Genomic DNA, 17327 nt, shown 5'->3' with positions numbered 1-17327 from the left:
AAGAAATTTGTTATAATGAACTATCACATAATTTGACTGTGCTAAGATATTAAATATAATAGTAATTTTTAGAATTGGAATAAAATCCTTCCAGAGATTCAGAAAAAATGATTCCATATAGTGAACCTATATACTATTTTTTACAAAACCTGATTATTTCATTCTATTAAATTCATATGTTTTAGCATAAGGAGTATATAGTATCATAAAGTTTCTTTGGAGATACGTTAACAAATCAACTTATGGACTTGTCTAAGAATGGTTATTCCTATGTCCAAAATGGAGGTTTATATATACAAGATAGTAATTTACCCGAAAATTAAATACAATTACTAAAATTATATGTTTTAATAATAATTTTTAATCTTTAGATCTTTTCTTCGGAATTTCCTACTACACACCTCTTTCGTAAATTTCTAGAATGCTGATCGATACGTAGAATTTTTGATTTTACTTTCTATAAATTAAAAAAAGTGAATAGGAAAATCATTCTCAGAAGAGAGTTAGATAGATTTTTAATATATTAGATTATACAAAATGCATGTATAGGTTTTCGGTTCTAATTTCAATTTTAGTAACCAGTCTCATAGTATTTGGGAATGCGTTTGGGCAGACCAACAATATCAGCAATATAACATCAGAATCAAATAATAATGCTGCAAGAGAAAGTGATGATGAAATACCTATCCCGAATTTGGTTATCGTAACAGGACTTTCTGAAGATCCAGATGCATTTTCATACCAAAATGGCAAAGTGTACAAAGTTGATGCTCCTTTCGGTATTTATGTTGATATGAACGGAGGAAATGAAAGTGATGCTAAGTTCTTTCCAATTCTAAATGATCCAAACAGGATAGATTTCTCCGAAAATTCTATATCTGTTAACTTTGCATTCAAAGTACCTATAAATAATATAACTTCAACTATAGAAAGGATAGATTCTAGATTTACAGTATTGTCCATAAGTAATTACCCTAATCAAACAGATTATGCTTCATTTGCAGATTATCCAATATTCATTAATGACACTGAATATCGTCCCATGCTGTTCTTTTCTATTCCGAATGAGGGCGCACCGTTTATGAATATCGAAAACTACCCTCCCTAAAATTTTCTTGACCTAAATTAATCATGTCAAAAGTATTAGATAGGAAGTTATTTTTCACCAGCCAGATCTATAGGATACAGGTATGCGTGGTTATTAGTCCGAAGAAGAATTTGTTTATGGCTAGGCTAAAAGTCATGGATTCATCGAAAAAATCATTGTTATTTGGGAGAGAGTAGGTTACTTTTGTTTCTAGATGTTAGAAATTTGAATAGATTGTCGAGCATTAATATCAATACGATATGAAGGATTTAACAGGTCAATTGGCTATAACTTAGCCTCTGCTCCAACGTAAATTACGTATCTAATATATTAGCATTGACATGAAATGACGATCGTCTTTAAACCGTCCAGGGATCGTCCATTGATGAATCCTAATTATAAGACATCAATATGCTTATTTCGTTTCACTGTCAGGTATATTGGACGATAGGACGATTCGGACGATACTTCACCAATATTTTTAGAAATTCAAGATAAGATGAGAGTACTTAACGTAAAATCCTATTTAATAAGATCTAATATAGTTTGATTCCTCAAATATTAAGAGAATATCAAAAACAACCGTCAGGACCGTCCAATCGTCCATGTTTCAGTATCTAACAAAATAGACTAATTTTGTGTTTGAAAAGACAGGATATTTAACTACTATTACAATAACGTTGGACGATTGTTTGGACGGTTATCTACTAAGCACCGTCAAATTCTTCGTACAAAAATGAACTTTCATGAAATGTATATCACCAGTCAAGGGGCATCTTTCACACTCAAATGTGTCTGAACTGCCTCTTCTATGAATATATGGATTAATATAATTTGATAAAGGTTCGATAAAACTATCTGACAATTTGTTTGAATCAGAGTCTTTCCTACTTGAGGTTTGGTTTGAGTCTAACCTTCTTATGGTTATAACTCTTTGACCGTTAATTTTATCGCCAGTGACAATTTCGATATTCCTTTTTAATAAATTAGGAATTATTTCATTTATCTTGTAGGTGAGTCGATTCGGTCCTTTAGGCCAGAAAGCGCTTCTTTTAAGGTTTGAATCCACTTGAGATATAATATCGCCTAAGTATTGGTATAATTGAGTAGGTGTTCCTACCCACTGTTTTTTATTTTCCATAAAGATAATTATGGATTCTGCAATTGGACTTGCCTCTATTATCTCGTCATTTTGATTATCAATATTTTCGCGATACGCATTTATGAATGCGTTTTCAGAATAGCCTAAGCATCTCGATATTATTTCACAACTTTCAGCAAAGTCGGCCATCCTTGGAAGATTTTTAAAAATAACTTCTCCTTTGTATTTCTCCTTGTAACGAAGATACTTTACTAATACATCAAAGATATATCCTAATACATACGGTTTTAATCTTTCAAATTCTTTTTTTATTTCTTCTTCCTTTCTTCTCTTTGCTTCTGGAATTCGCTCAACCTTCAGAATTAAAGACCTGTCTATGAAATCTGGCTTAGTGTTCACAACGTTAATACCGTTTATTCCTATACATCGCTTGAATTTGTAGACAAAAACACCATCCGTTGTGTAAAGCTCTCTTTTTGAGTCACCCGATCCCGTTACTGCTCTACAAATAGTGTCAGAAACCTCCTGTGAAATGTATGACACATTATCAAAATAGTTAACATAACTATGTTCTAAGGCTTGTATCAAGTCATTTTTATTGGAACTAAATGATAAGGTATCAATTGTGCCCGGGTCAACTATGTTTTTTATCAATGAAAAAGTAGTTGTCTTTGCCCCACCTCCATTTCCCTTCATAACAAGAATAGCCTTTTGAATCCCAGGAATAAATAATGAAATTAGATAAATTTCCAACAGTAAGCGGTCCTTTTGTGATCTTAAATTAAAGAGATTGAGAAATTCCTTAAAATATTTAGAATTATCAATATCTTTCTTTGGGTATACTTGAGGCTTTGAATTCTTCTCGTATCTTTTGAATAATGGAATTGTGATATCCTTAACTATTTCCCAACCATCATGGGCAATCTTGATTATCTCCCATTTCAGATTAGTAAGATCATAATAAAAAATATCACCATTGCTCGCTACTCGCAAATTCAATTCCTTATGTTCAATCGTTTCATCAAAAACCATTTCGGCTTGGATGGATTTGATTATTCTATCCAATTTATCATCATTTAGTGTCTTGCTTTCGTTTTCCAGTATCTCTTTTCTGATCAAAAATTTGAATCTATTACTGTCGATAGGAATGCATTCTATATGATTATTGATCTTTATTGTCACATATAGTCTGTTTAGTTGATCAAAGAATATAGAGACGTATCTCTGTTTAATATCTTGCAAGTACTCTATTTCTTCATTGTCTATCCGGAGTTTTTCCTCGACACTGGATCCATTTTTAACTATGAATCTTTTTGCGTCATTCCATTGCCTATCAAATTCTTTATCATCTAGAGGAGGTTCAAAGTGATTTAGATTATATTGCCAGGCTAAATCCTTTATCTTCTCTTCTGGATAAATATTACTCAATCTTTTAATCAGTGATTCCATTACTCTAAGTAATGCTTCATGCCGGTTGTTACCTTCCTTGACCTTAAAATCAGCCTTGAAAAGGTCTTTAATTGGTATCAATCCGTTACTATTTCTTTGGCCCCCACCATAAGTTTGATAAATTTGATTAATACAGTTCTCTAACGCTTCAGATTGCTCCACATTCAAAACAGTTGGTACTTTAGTTCCCAGCGTTTCATAGGCAAATCCATTCATATGGATTGACGGTGCGACAATCATGATACCGTGATGACCTTCTGATTTTACTTCTATGGCAGGAATCTCACCTTTATTCGAGATGTTATCTTTCTTATAAACACTTATCCCGCTCTTTTTAGTTAATGGCTTATCAACTACGAAATAAATATGGACTTTGAACGGATTATCTTTATGCCATTCTACTATAGTCTTTGCAGCTAATTTATCTATTGTATCTACTTTCCCAAAATGTGAAAGAAATTCCTCGATCCCCTTTTTATTATCGATATCTATACATGCAAGGTGTTTTCCCTTATACTTTCCACGCCAAATCTTTCCTGCAATGATAGCAATACCCTGATTAAAAGCTTCTTCGGTTTTCCATCTAATGTATTGTTCCTCTGAAATTGGACCGTCTTGAAACTCCGACCATTTTACATAAGTTGTTTTTTCTTTCGAATCAATGGAGATTACGTTTACTCCTATCTGATAAAACCAAAAGTCAGCTGCATCATTAAAATTCAATAACATCACTCCTATTATTTAGAACACCAGTGTAGAAGGTGGTTGTTAGAAGAACGTAAAGTTTATTGTTAACATCTGATAATGTAAAATTATACATGTATTAAATCGTCTCCCGATTTTGTACTGTGTTGATTGATTTCTGAAAATAATGCTGGAAAAGAGCCCGTCAAAGTTTCCTTTCCATCATTATTTACTTGTGACAAATTTTTAAAACCCAGCGTCTTATCATAATCCCCATTTTGAAGTCTTTTGTACAAAACCTTCGGGAGTCGGACGTTACCAACTGAATTGTGAATCAAAGTTCTATCATTCATTGTTATAGAACACTCCGGTTTGATGACGAGTTACCTTCTTGGAAAACCTTTACACACTTACTGCACAGATTTAAAGTAATAGTTCCAAAGGTTCCGGCACTAACATTGAATTTTTCTGAAGGTAGATTATAGCATCCAAATCTATCACATGTAGTGTCCTGATGAAGATTATTAACTAGTTCGTTTTCTGTAGATAACAATGTTGACATTCTTATCTTCCCACCTCAGTATTTCTATCTGTTTCAATCGAGTTTTTTGATTTTTCCAGCAGCTCATTAATTATATCGTCGTAGGTCTGCTGTTTTCTTCCTACCCTTCGTAGTAGGTCTCTTGTTTTATTTTGAATAATGATTGTAGTCATATTCAATACATATACCTAAATCGTATTAGTTATGTATATAAAACTATACATATATATCAATATATATAAATGACTAATATCGCGGTAAGTATGGATACCGAACTCACTTCGAGAGAAATAGAAATCTTAAAATTTATTGAAAGAAATCCTGGCAAGGATAAGGAATTTGTGATAGATTATTGTAATAAAGAAGGTATAGGCAGTAGAGTTGTTATAAGCAGACTTATCAATGACCTAATAGAGAAAAATATCATAAATGATGGCAAGACTAAGAAGAACCAAAAATCTTACAAACTAAACGTAAATTCTAAAAACCTATTGCTAATTATTCCAAAAGATTTGGATGAAATTTTTGAGCAATTCAAGTTATTTATGGGCAAAATAGGAGAAATTATAGAAGAGGAAAAATCTAAAGATAACAGTCATATTCATGCTATAAAAAAAAATGATGACACACCCCCAAAAAATGTTTTATCAATATTAGAATTCTCTATTGTAGAAATTATCAATGATGTATACATGTTCTATTTTGTAAATGTCTTACCACATAAGTTAGACAATAAAGAGCAAATCAATAGATTATATTCAGTTTACTTTGGAAAGGTTAGTGAAATGTATTCATATTTAGCATCTGATTCATTTGCCATCGGTCAACCCTTTACACTAGATGATATTCGGGAATCAACACTTTGCAAAAATTATGTATTATCCAAAGGTCTAAGTACCTATGAAAGAGTATTAGCTGTTAAAAAAATTTGTAAAGGAAATAATTTAGAGTATCACTTAAACAATTTACTGGATTTACTTTGGACAAAGAACATTGAGTCCGTCATTTTACTATATCACCTACAATATGGATCGATTGTTAAATCTCAATCAGTGAAAAAGGATCCGAGTCTCCAAGGCGATGCCATGTTTGATGCAATCGAAGTATTAGAAAAAATTCACTACCATTTTGATGAACTTATAAAAATCGGGGGTATGTCTAAGATAGAATCATTGATTTAATAATTCCTTTTTACTATTTTATATGGAATGACCAATGTAAGGTCACAATCTATTTAACCCATTTATCTAAAATCTCTGGCTTTACATTTATCAACATATTATTTTGTTGAATAACTGCAAAAATTTTATTCATACCTTCTTGCAGCGATTTCATCTGATTTTCTAATCTGTCAATCTTTTGCTTATCTTCATTACGAACTTCATTATAGGAGTCATATGATAGGACCATTTTGCATTTTAAACAAAATTTAGAATCCTTTTTGCAAGATTCGCCACAATTTGGACATGGTTTTGGTAGATTCAAAGTTACTTGGTTGAAGGTATTATCTTCCTTTTCAATTCCATATGCCTTAAGTAAAGAATTTGAGGATTCTGTTCCGAAATAATGAATGTATACTTGAGGCATTTTACTTGTCATCGACCATCCAGCGTGATCTCTCAAAACGTGTTCCTTTAAAATGGTGCTTTTCATGGTCAAGGCGGAATGACGCAGGACATATAATGTAAATGGCTTTGTAAGCAAGTTTCTAATGAATGCTTTGTCTGCTTCAGAAATATTCTCATCTCCTAATAATTTAGGAAAATATCTATCCCGATACTGGTCCTTATAATGTCTTAACAACCCGTCGAGAGAAATCTTGGAACCAAAATTATTCTTGCTAAGTGCTATAAATAGCCAGGAATTAGGATTATCTCCAATAGGATGATCCTGGATCCACTCTTTAATATAAGGAAGAGATGATAGTAGAGGAACTGTCCTCGATTTGGTTTTTCCAGATACCAGTACTTCAGCATACTGTCTTCCATTAGACGATACTTTAAATTGGATGTCTTTTATTCTTAACCCTAGTAATTCATGTGGTCTACAAGAAGTGTCGATTGCCATTGCATGAAAGGCTCGGTCTCTTTTAGAAGGGCAGTATTTTATGAATATATCATTATCTCTCTGTGTCCAGAGATCTGACGGTTTATACGGTGATAATTCTTTTCTTGGTAAAACTTTAACTCCATTCATGCATGATGGAGTTGGCCTATTCCTGTGATCTGTTTCAGGATTGTGTAGCCACTTAAAGAATTTTAATAATACTCTTTGCTTATTATTTCTATTTCCTATGCTTTTGTTTGTTGGATCTTCCTCACTAGGTTTTCTTAAACTGTTAAGAAAGTTCAAAATGTCTTCCCTAGTCATATCTTTAAATTCCTCAAAATTGTGGAATCTTTGTATCTGACCTAATACCTTTACATGCCATTCTATTGTTGACTCCTTAATGTTAATCTCGTTGCGTTCTGCAATAATAAAGTCACAAATGTCTTCAGCATTTTTAGATGAATAGTTTAAGATATTTAGAATAATCCTTTTGAGGTAAGGCTTTTGTCCCTTTGTTATTTGATTTATTTTATCTAGTACTAACTTAAGATTTCTTCTATTTGTTATCTCGTCAAGATCAAAATTTGTATGTTCTATATTCATATTGGTAATCTGGTCTAATACTTGAGAGTCTTTAGACGATGAATGACTTGTAATCTTTAGATTTTGACTCAAATAACTACAAAGGTATTGATATATTTTGCATATTTAAGGAAGATGCTTGTCTCCTCGAGTATAACTCCGGAGTTCAAATCCCATCCCTGTCCCGAGATTAAAAAGTTTTGTTATCTATGACTTCACGCGTATACGGTATGGTTTCGAGTCCCAAACTTCGTCTGTTATAGTTTTATAATTTTTAACGACCATGTTTTGAAAAAGCAATTGCATAAGGTTATCAATAATGTTGATACCACTTTACAATCAAGACAGTAAATGAGATTCATGCTATTACAAAACCAAAATTTTAATTTTACGATACAGAATATCAACTTTGTATATCAAAAATTGTAAATATGAATTTTGCACTATAGTATGATAGGTGATGATGTGTAATGGATCATTCCAACACAATAAATCACGAATAAAAACCATTCTTTCAGAGACATGTTTCGTGGGATCCAAGCCTCCAATGTACCTCCACATGGATTCTGCTGGGAGAACAAGAAGGTCATTTGGACAAATAGAACAAACAGCATTTGAATGACCTTCTTGTTTGTCTCATTCATGAATCAAATTATCAGAGGCAGAAACTATAGTAAAAATTAATTTGTTATTCAAGATGGTATACATACATAAAATTGATTTAATATTTTAGAATTGATATGTTTTTCTACTAACAATGCTAATATCTTTTTATTCTTTTTTCTCGATATTTTTTCCGTATTCCAAACCCACGAAAAGATCTTGTTCTAAGTTTATAATTACAACACGGACAATACTGATTTTCATTCCACTTTATAAACATCTCACAGACACTGCATCTTTTAAGTAATTGAGCATACCACGAAGAATTATTTGAATTCTTTTTTGCTTTAAATCTTTCACATTTTCCCTTGCAACTCATAATGATTCACCCATCTGCCTAAATCTCAAAATAATGAATTTTTTTCATGTCCTTTTAATTAGAAGGAGCAAGGTGACCACATGTTGATATATCTTTTGAAGAGGACCTTTTGTATTCTTTGTTGATATCAATGGATATGATATGTTTGAAAGTTCTAAACTGAACTGTGTATTACTATCATTAAGTGTCAATTTAACTCGAGAAAATAAAGAAATGGTATTTGACACAAGCCTAGACTATTTTGTTTAATAGAGGTATTTTACCAATCTTTTGCTTATTCACAAGATTAGGTAACGTCCTGACAGCCATAAATACTGCTATAGATGCTAATACAGCGATCCCAAATGCCATTAAGATATCGTTTGTAGTTAAATTATGTAATCCAGGGACACCATGTCCATATGCTCCAGGCGATATGGCTGCTTCTACTTTGGCACGTGCTATCTCTAATGATTGGTACCATGGATCAGTAGGTTGCTGTTGTTCTAACGGGCTTTGTCCCTGTGATTGCTGTGCATAAGTTGCAATTCCTCTATTAGGTATTGATGATAGAGGAAGCAATCCTAGCACAGAGATCAACCCTACCGAAAATAGTTTAGGCATTGTTTTAACTTTTTGTATTATCTTATTTCGGCTTTGTTTTTCGATGATTTTAGTTATAAACTCTTTCGCGTTCATAATGAAATCACCGACATTAATATTTCATTCTAGAAATATAAATTTTACTTTATGTAATAGACATAACAGTATGTTAGAAAAAAATATATTTCTTGCTTTATAATATATAACAGGTGTTCAAAAAAAATGAGCATTATACCATACAATAACTTTGAATGGTTTAGGAGATTTTTTGATCCCAACTACAACTTGATGAGAAGAGGGAGACCTTCGAATTTCTTTGACATCGACCCGTTGAGAGAATTTGAAGAGGGCATAGATAGAGAGATGAATGAAATGTTTGATCAGTTCGAGCACATATCAAAGAATTCTCCAAAAGAATTGATAAGAGAGTATGAAACACCTGAAGGAGAAAAGGTAAGAGAGGTTGGACCATTAGTATACGGCTATTCAATGACTATTGGACCTGATGGAAAGCCTAAGGTGACGGAATTTGGAAATATAAAGCACCTATCAAGAAGAGGAGTGCGAAATATCAGGGGGACCAATACGGGTTATAACACGGGTCCTCAAATAAGAGCCGAAAGAGAACCCCTGGCAGATGTAAGTGTTATGGATAATGAGATAAAAGTAGTTATAGAGATGCCTGGAGTAAAGAAGGAGAACATAAAGATAAACGCTCGTGATGGAGAAGTAGAAGTATTAACAAATGACGCACAAAGAAAATACCATAGAACTTTAGAATTACCCAAAGAAACAGATATTGATACAGCAAAGTCTACCTATAACAACGGAATACTAGAGGTAAGGTTTAACAAAAAGAAAAAAGAAGCCAAGCCCAAAGGAAAAGAGATCAAAATAGACTAGTTGATTTAAGAAAAGATATGATGATGAAAACTTTTATTTACCTTTTTTGATTTGAAAAATACTACTAGGTTGATTTTCTCTGTCAAGCAATATTATTACCAAAACCAAGTTTATTTTTGAAGTATATCTGGATTTATTTTAGACATCTGATGATGTAGTTTAGGCAATTGGGGTGATTACTATAATATTGGCTGTACGGATGTCAACGATACTTCAGTACTTCTTTAGAATAATCATACGTTTATAATTCATCATATTATCAAAATTGATACTAAAAGACGATATTCGATGTATTATGTTATTATATATAGTCTAACTTCATCATCACAATAGAAGTAAAATTTATTTAATTGTTTTGGAATATTAATTATCAATCATTCATCTGATGTAAAGGGGTGTATGAGATGGCAAAGATAAAAGACTACAAAAATTTCAATGGCCTAGATAAAAATTACTTTACATGGTTTGCAATATATATTACAATAGGACTGATACTGTCTTTTACAGTACCTTTTCCAATATCATTACTAATGTATATAGGAATAATACTAATATTGCAGACCCTTAGAATAAGGAAAATACAGAATTATAATCAAAACAGCATGTACGAGCATTCCACAAAGAATACCAAAAACAAAGGATTTAGGGGGTTCATCGATTCCCTTTCAAATCCTTTGTTTAACAATCTCTATAGTTCACTGGCAGCAGAACCTCTAAGATTTGTTTGTATGAATTGCAAAAAAGAACACAAAGAGAGAAAATGTCCTAACTGTGGATCTGGGGCTGTAAGGGTAGAATAAGATATTTTTATTTTCCTTTTTTTAGAATAACAGATGCACATTATCGCTCATTAAAACTTTTTAGACCTGCCAAGACCTCGTTTCATTATCTTTTTCCTTGATGTCTATTTAAATCAATAAAAGAATATATGATTCTTGAGACCAAATATATTATGACAAAGGTAAAAATATATGACAATCAACAACTTTCCGAACTTGAAAAAAATATTAATGAATTTCTCAAAAAGGAAGAAGTAAAACAATTGATTGATGTCAAGTTTACTTCCTTTAGTAAAGACGGGCTTGACAAATTTACTGCGCTAATTATCTACCAGGAAGATATAAGACCGGTGAAGGAAGATCCCCAAATGTATGAATAAAAACCTTTTTAAATTTACATATTAACGCTTCGAGTTAATATGATATATTTTTAGTTTAAATCTTGTGCTACAAGTAATAGGAGATTCATCAAGTATTCATGTTTTATAATTTACTTTTTCCTTAGAATTTGTTTATCACTTTATGAAGCCAACGATTGTTTTCGCGCATCGAAATAATAAAAAAACCGTATATTAGATCACGTCTACCATTAAGATGGTCATAAATAAAAAAATTGAAACTAAAAATCTGAATTCGTTTTTTTTCTTTATATTCTTCTAAGAGTGCAGATTGTAACTCTAAGTCGCCATATAATTAATGTTGCACGTTATCTAATCGTAATATGGATATGATCAAATAGTCTCTAGGGGAGAAATAACGATTATCGTCGACTCATGAACATTCAATCATTATAATCGATGGCGAGGTTGAACTTACAACTTTATTCAAAGAATTTTTGTCAAAGTCTATTTGTATATTATCTAATTCTAATTGTAACCGCCATAGGTGTTTCTTTTATTGGAATGATGATATTTAATAAGCCCAGTCGACCAATGCTATTTCTCTGACTTTTGGATGTCATAATATTAGCCAGAATAAACTTTATTGTATTACGATTATAACTATTTTTTAAGTCTATTACAAGACAGGTCGAGCGATTTAATTAGAACACTAAGAATAAATTAAATTTCCACTTATTATTAAACTACAAATCATGTGAGAACAGACTTGAGGCGTTATGTTGACCCCCAATTAGGTATAGCATTTGAGTATCCTCCTGAGTGGGTTTTGGTAGAAAACTGCAAAATACGATTTGGAGTAGATGTCCTTTTCTCTAACAAGTCGTCTAATTTTGGAATAATCAAAATATCTGAACAACTCAGAGAGAATTGCCCTATACTAAATTACAAGAACTTGGATATGTATGCACAACTGACGCTTATATTGAAATCTTCGATTCAGAAAAATGAGATCATAGTTGAAGATGTAAGATTCAACAAATATAAAATTAAGGATTCAAATTCAGTAACCATATTACTCACTAGATGGGACAAACGAGCAGGAGCGAATATGGTTATTGAAAGAACTTTGCTGGTACATAATAGTAATTACAAAACTGAATATTTTACAGTTGCTTTTGAAATTCTTTCAGAAGACTATGCTTCGTTAAGTTGTCAAAATCAAATCAGAAAAATAGTAGAGTCATTTATGATAATTTAGAAAAGCAATTCATCAGAAAAGATAGAAAATAGAGGAAAGAATCCAGAAAAAGTCAAGGTTAGTATGATAGTAGATCTCTTCAAAATAATATAGTCAGTTTAAAAAACATAAACTTAACTATACCTTAGTTAAAAAGTAATAAATCATCAATATTCTTGAACAGTCAACTTGGTTTCAAATCCTAATTCTTTTGTAACTTGTCAATATATTAACAACAAAGTATTTAATGTTTCCATACCGACTTTATTAATACTTATCACATAAATAAAACCTCGATTACTATTTCTCGAGGTCAACCATGATCAGGAACTCATACTAATATACCATGATACTATTTTATCTTGACCAAGTTCATACAGAGTATGTAGCCGGCGAGATAGGTGAAACTTAATAACCGTATTCACTTGATTACCTTTAAAATTACAATTAAACAACCCGATATCCAACTTCAAACAATTAATTAAGTCAGTGAGAGACATTCGATCGAGATTTCTGATTTAATTACTATTCATTGCCTCAAGACACTTTACTTCATTCCAATATTTCTCAAACATTAATTCTTGAACCATAACTGTGTGTTCTTCATTTGAAAAGGTTGCAGTCAGTAAATTATCCTGGTTATAGTTAAGACGAAGTAAATGTTTGCCATCAAATATCATCACCATTTCGTCTAGGTCTCCAACCTTGTTTGCAAATCCTATTTGAATTTGTTTTGTTAAAAGGAATGATTCATTTATAGAGGCAATTTGTTTTATCAAATATTCATCTACGTTTACTGTAAGAATCTTAATTGAGATACCTCTTTGTAAAACAGAAAGTAACAAGGTATGAAAATCATATTTATTCAAAAGAAGACATAGAATACAGTTAGAAGAAAATATTGTCATGTCTCTTTTACAGGTGAGGGTCAAGGCCTCTATTTCCTTTTGAATGTTTTCAAAACCTGTTATGGTTCTTTGAGTATCTTTTTTATCTTCATATTCTAGTTCCTTCTTTCTCGTAGCAAACGGAATGGCCATTTCCCACAATTCTTCAAATAATTGCATCTGTTCTTCTGCAAGAGTTTTGGAAGTGCTAAAGTATGTTTGTAAGGACTCGTTATTCTCTTTATGCAAAATAAATGCCATGTACCCTCTTTCATCGTAAATCCCGAAATTACCTCGCAAGCCTTCTAAATGTCTGATTTCCAAGAAATTCGACAATGGATTAAGAAAATTAATATTTTCTAAATTTACTTGAGTTATTAATCTACATTTTATCCCCTTTTCTCTGACCCTTTGTCTTACTAATTCTAATCCTTCTACAAAATATTTAGACGCCCATTTACACATTTCAGCGTCCCAAACGGTATAATAACCTATTTCACATTTGTTTAATCCGTCCATGGTAATTTCAAGCATTATTTTGTAATCGTTAATAACATCTGTTATTATTGGATGATGATAATTGGAGTCTTTTAACTGCTTGAGTGTTTTTTCATCCACTATATTATATTAAAATCCCGTTTTATTAAATAGTTACATCGATTAGGCGTAGTTGACTTTCATGAATATTCATAAATGTGGTAGATTAAACTAATGGATTTATTCCTAACATATCAATTGCAATTGTCTTTAGAATGTATTTAATCTTGAACCGTATCCCATGAGCCCCAACCACATATTAGTAATTCTGTCTCAGGGAAAATTTTTTATCAACATGATATAGATTTATTCTCCATTATTAGAACCCTCATCCTAAACCCAAAGGTTCAAATCCCATTCGGTAGCCAGCAAAAGTCTCTAACAACATTCATAGATCATAAACATTACTTGTTAACTAACCAGTCAAACAGTAATTGCGTATTAACATGGTAAATAAAACTACGAATCGGGAGTATTTGAAATTTAATTAGTGGCTTACCTAAAGCAAATATTGATCTAGATTAATGGTGTTTTACGGTTTTGATCTCATATGTTGATTTCAATATTAAAATATTCAGAGATCTTTAAATTGGGTAAATACAGCAATACCAATGAATTGTATAATAGCATTAGCGAAGATATAAAACACTCTATTATCTTGGTTGATGATGACATTGATGTGACTAATATATTGGCAGGCCACTTCGCACTCGCAAATTTTAAAGTTTATAAAGTAATTTCAGCAGAAGAATGCTTGGCAAAATTAAAGGAATTGGAGAGCAAAGTTGATGTCGTATTAGTAAACGGAAATATTGCTGCTGATAGAGGTCCTATGCTAATTGTTAATATCAAAAAATTAAATTTGAAAATAAAGATTTTAGCGCTGGCTGATAACGAAAACAACAAGACTAGAGTTTTAGATTACGGCGCAGATGAATTTGCAATAAAACCAATTAGCCCTACCACTATTGTTGAGAAGGTAAGCGGCTTGTTAATGAAAAAACCTGCGGAGTTGCAACCTTAAATTATATCGAATATGATTATTAATCTGATTACCCAAGGGTTTCCTTCAGTGTATTAAATTACATCCAATAGTCTGATTCATATATTATTGATTTTTGACTTTTCTCAGCCGCTAAAACACGTCAATATCATTTTACCATATTATGATCCTGGACTTTTATTAGTTGAATATATAAAACTTGTTAAACTATGAAATAAGGAATAGGGGCTCCGGATATGACAGGACGAAATGACGATGACAGCGTAGACGGTCAGAGCGATATACGTAAAGGGGGTGCAACTAAGGATGACATTTCACGTCTTGCTAGTAGATCTCGAGAAATTCGTTCTGAAATTCATAACTTGGTAACTGAAAGTTCTTTGTTACTACAACAAAACAAGCAATTACAAAAAACATCAATAGAACAGGATCAAAAACAAGTAAATGCGAACGGTAAGACAGGAACCGAACCTTTTGAACTTGATACAACCATTAACAATAATGGCAATATTTCAAAACTTAAAATATTGGACATTAATCGTAGATTAGTAGAGTTAAATGAAGAACTTGCTAATATCAATAATGAAATTATCGCTTCAAATGAGAACATTAGAGAGAGATATGAAAAACAACAAGATTTTATCAATATTGCTGCACACGAAATCCGAAGCCCTTGCCAGGCTATAATTGGCTATGTAGAATTGCTTAGTCTAGAACCAGTAAACAGTAAAAAACACTTGGATTTAATTGAAAAAAATGCTGAGAGGCTCAGTCTCCTGATTTCCAATATACTTGATGCTTCAAGAATCGACCATAAGACATTCGAGATCGAAAAGGTGAAATTTAGTTTAGTAGAATTGATAGAACAAATAATTGATGACTTGAATAGTCGTATAACTGACGACCGTAACCAAAATACACAGATCGTATTTGAAAATATTCAAACTGATAATCAAAATTTACCTGACGCTAGAAAAAAAATGATCATATATGCTGATAAAGGAAGAATCACTCAAGTTATTTTCAATTTGCTTGATAACGCCATTCGATATGGTAAAGGAAACAAAATTATTGTGACTCTAAAAAAAGGTATACCTATCCAATATGGTGATGATGCTAAGAATAAATCCAATATTGAAAGTGAAGAACTTGTTCATTTACCAGAACAGAAGCAACAACCAGATCAGGGAGAAATCATTGTCCAAGTTAGAGATAGTGGTAAGGGAATCAATTCAAAGGTTTTGGACAATTTATTTTCAAAGTTTACCTCTGATTCAACAACAGGGGGGACGGGACTAGGATTGTATATTTCCAAAAATATTATTCAAGCCCATGGTGGTCGAATATGGGCTGAAAACAATAAGGATAAAAAGGGAGCAACACTTTCTTTTAGTTTGCCTTTATCTTCATTCTAACCGACTTTTTATCAATAATAAAATGTTAGACAGAATTTAATATTTAGATAAAGGTCAGAAAAGGTATATTGACTAGATAACGAAGACGTACTTTGATCCATATTAACCAAAATTTATAAAAGTATAACCGAACTTGACACCACCATCTTATTTGGTTATATCTAATTAAATGATTCTGTAAATGATTTTCAAATAATATTCAGATTTTTCATTTCCTCTGTATAATATCATATATCAAAAATTTGGTAATACTCTAAAGTTGTGTAATATATTAAATATTAGATTCTTAATGTGTTACATACATTAAATGCAAAACACTTTGTAGAATAAAATGAGAGTACTATTCGGTATCTGGTATCTAATCTTTTGATCATTTTTTAATTTAGCAACAATAGATCTGTTTGCTCTTGTACTTCTTTTTCGGAGCCTACCGCTACAACAGTAGCATCTATATTTATCTGTATTAAATGCAATCTCACATGAAGTACACTTTGAGTTTAGTTCTAAAATAAAAGCAGCATTAATGTTCTTTTCCTTATAGCATAACCCATTACAATGAACCATGCAGGATAATAACCGCCTTTTAAGAATTTCATTACTTAGTTCGTTTGATTGTGAATAAAATTTTTATATCAAGGTAACCTGGAAAAATCGATGAGTTCGTTGTACAAACTATTCGGGATATTTGCAATTCATAGTCCAGAATCATGTCCTCTCAATAATAACGAAAGCAAAGAGATCTTTAAGGAGATATATAATAAACTGAAATCAAACTCTGCTAAATAGAGTCCAAGAAATTAACGGATTTTACATGTCGGTATTAGAACATGAATGGATCATATTAATAAATGCAAATAGCGCTCATGATATAGAACAATTATGTATTGAATCTGGAATATCTTCTTATAATACCGTAAAGATTGTTCCATTAACAGATTATCAAGATGTTCTGAACAGGATCAACAATCAGAACCAATAAAAAGATTTAACTTTTCTTTTTTTTCACTTTGCTACTGCTGCCACTGCCATTACGTATATAACAGTATCATCATATAGTGTTGATATCCATATTTCATAATTTGGATTGTAATGGATTCTATAATTATATCTGATTCCTTTAATTCATTCGTAAATTCCACTAACAAATAATAATCCAGATATACAGAT

Annotated in this window: 15 protein-coding genes; 8 read left to right on the top strand and 7 right to left on the bottom strand. The window is 31.7% G+C overall.

Going from position 1 to position 17327, the window contains the following annotated elements:
• The first annotated feature begins 541 nt into the window (after positions 1–541).
• A complete protein-coding gene (locus tag ACMT7R_RS11185) occupies positions 542–1108 on the top strand; it encodes a hypothetical protein (protein ID WP_415311987.1) in 567 nt (188 codons plus the stop codon).
• Positions 1109–1787: 679 nt separating this feature from the next.
• Here ACMT7R_RS11185 and ACMT7R_RS11180 read toward each other — a convergent pair.
• From ACMT7R_RS11180 to ACMT7R_RS11165, 4 genes are all read right to left on the bottom strand, one after another.
• On the bottom strand, positions 1788–4361 hold the full coding sequence (locus tag ACMT7R_RS11180; RefSeq protein ID WP_415311986.1) for a bifunctional DNA primase/polymerase: 2574 nt from the start codon (positions 4359–4361) through the stop codon (positions 1788–1790).
• An 89-nt stretch (positions 4362–4450) separates the two neighbouring features.
• The gene (locus ACMT7R_RS11175) at positions 4451–4675 is read right to left on the bottom strand and encodes a hypothetical protein (protein ID WP_415311984.1); all 225 of its coding nucleotides are present in this window, start codon (positions 4673–4675) and stop codon (positions 4451–4453) included.
• 2 nt (positions 4676–4677) lie between these two features.
• The gene (locus ACMT7R_RS11170) at positions 4678–4884 is read right to left on the bottom strand and encodes a hypothetical protein (protein ID WP_415311983.1); all 207 of its coding nucleotides are present in this window, start codon (positions 4882–4884) and stop codon (positions 4678–4680) included.
• A 2-nt stretch (positions 4885–4886) separates the two neighbouring features.
• Positions 4887–5036, bottom strand: a complete 150-nt coding sequence (locus ACMT7R_RS11165; protein ID WP_415311981.1) for a hypothetical protein — start codon at positions 5034–5036, stop codon at positions 4887–4889.
• Positions 5037–5126: 90 nt separating this feature from the next.
• Here ACMT7R_RS11165 and ACMT7R_RS11160 point away from each other — a divergent pair, with 90 nt between their 5' ends.
• Entirely contained in the window at positions 5127–6044 is a 918-nt protein-coding gene (locus ACMT7R_RS11160; protein ID WP_415311980.1) for a hypothetical protein, read from the top strand.
• Positions 6045–6093: 49 nt separating this feature from the next.
• On the opposite strand, the gene ACMT7R_RS11155 is transcribed toward ACMT7R_RS11160, so the two are convergent.
• Both ACMT7R_RS11155 and ACMT7R_RS11150 read right to left on the bottom strand, forming a co-directional pair.
• A complete protein-coding gene (locus ACMT7R_RS11155; RefSeq protein ID WP_415311979.1) occupies positions 6094–7587 on the bottom strand; it encodes a tyrosine-type recombinase/integrase in 1494 nt (497 codons plus the stop codon).
• Positions 7588–8707: 1120 nt separating this feature from the next.
• The gene (locus tag ACMT7R_RS11150) at positions 8708–9154 is read right to left on the bottom strand and encodes a hypothetical protein (RefSeq protein WP_415311977.1); all 447 of its coding nucleotides are present in this window, start codon (positions 9152–9154) and stop codon (positions 8708–8710) included.
• A gap of 126 nt (positions 9155–9280) precedes the next feature.
• On the opposite strand from ACMT7R_RS11150, the gene hsp20 reads away from it, so the two are divergent.
• The 4 genes from hsp20 (at position 9281) to ACMT7R_RS11130 (ending at position 12339) form a co-directional block, all read left to right on the top strand.
• Entirely contained in the window at positions 9281–9961 is a 681-nt protein-coding gene (gene hsp20 / locus ACMT7R_RS11145; RefSeq protein WP_415311975.1) for an archaeal heat shock protein Hsp20, read from the top strand.
• A 404-nt stretch (positions 9962–10365) separates the two neighbouring features.
• Positions 10366–10761 (top strand): hypothetical protein, encoded by a 396-nt coding sequence (locus ACMT7R_RS11140; protein ID WP_415311973.1) that lies wholly within the window; start codon positions 10366–10368, stop codon positions 10759–10761.
• A gap of 152 nt (positions 10762–10913) precedes the next feature.
• Positions 10914–11120 (top strand): sporulation protein Cse60, encoded by a 207-nt coding sequence (locus ACMT7R_RS11135; RefSeq protein WP_415311972.1) that lies wholly within the window; start codon positions 10914–10916, stop codon positions 11118–11120.
• 727 nt (positions 11121–11847) lie between these two features.
• Complete coding sequence (locus tag ACMT7R_RS11130; RefSeq protein WP_415311970.1) at positions 11848–12339, top strand: hypothetical protein; 492 nt, start codon at positions 11848–11850, stop codon at positions 12337–12339.
• A gap of 497 nt (positions 12340–12836) precedes the next feature.
• On the opposite strand, the gene ACMT7R_RS11125 is transcribed toward ACMT7R_RS11130, so the two are convergent.
• Positions 12837–13823 carry a hypothetical protein gene (locus tag ACMT7R_RS11125; protein WP_415311969.1) on the bottom strand — a complete coding sequence of 329 codons (987 nt, stop codon included), beginning with the start codon at positions 13821–13823 and terminating at the stop codon, positions 12837–12839.
• A 469-nt stretch (positions 13824–14292) separates the two neighbouring features.
• Here ACMT7R_RS11125 and ACMT7R_RS11120 point away from each other — a divergent pair, with 469 nt between their 5' ends.
• Positions 14293–14766, top strand: a complete 474-nt coding sequence (locus tag ACMT7R_RS11120; protein WP_415311967.1) for a response regulator — start codon at positions 14293–14295, stop codon at positions 14764–14766.
• Positions 14767–14981: 215 nt separating this feature from the next.
• A complete protein-coding gene (locus ACMT7R_RS11115) occupies positions 14982–16160 on the top strand; it encodes a sensor histidine kinase (protein ID WP_415311965.1) in 1179 nt (392 codons plus the stop codon).
• The last annotated feature ends 1167 nt before the right edge of the window (positions 16161–17327 follow it).

This window comes from Candidatus Nitrosocosmicus sp. FF01 (genome assembly GCF_047711275.1).
Classification (GTDB): domain Archaea; phylum Thermoproteota; class Nitrososphaeria; order Nitrososphaerales; family Nitrososphaeraceae; genus Nitrosocosmicus.
The sequence above is the reverse complement of the archived record's forward strand: the minus strand, read 5'-3'. Positions and strand labels throughout refer to the sequence as shown.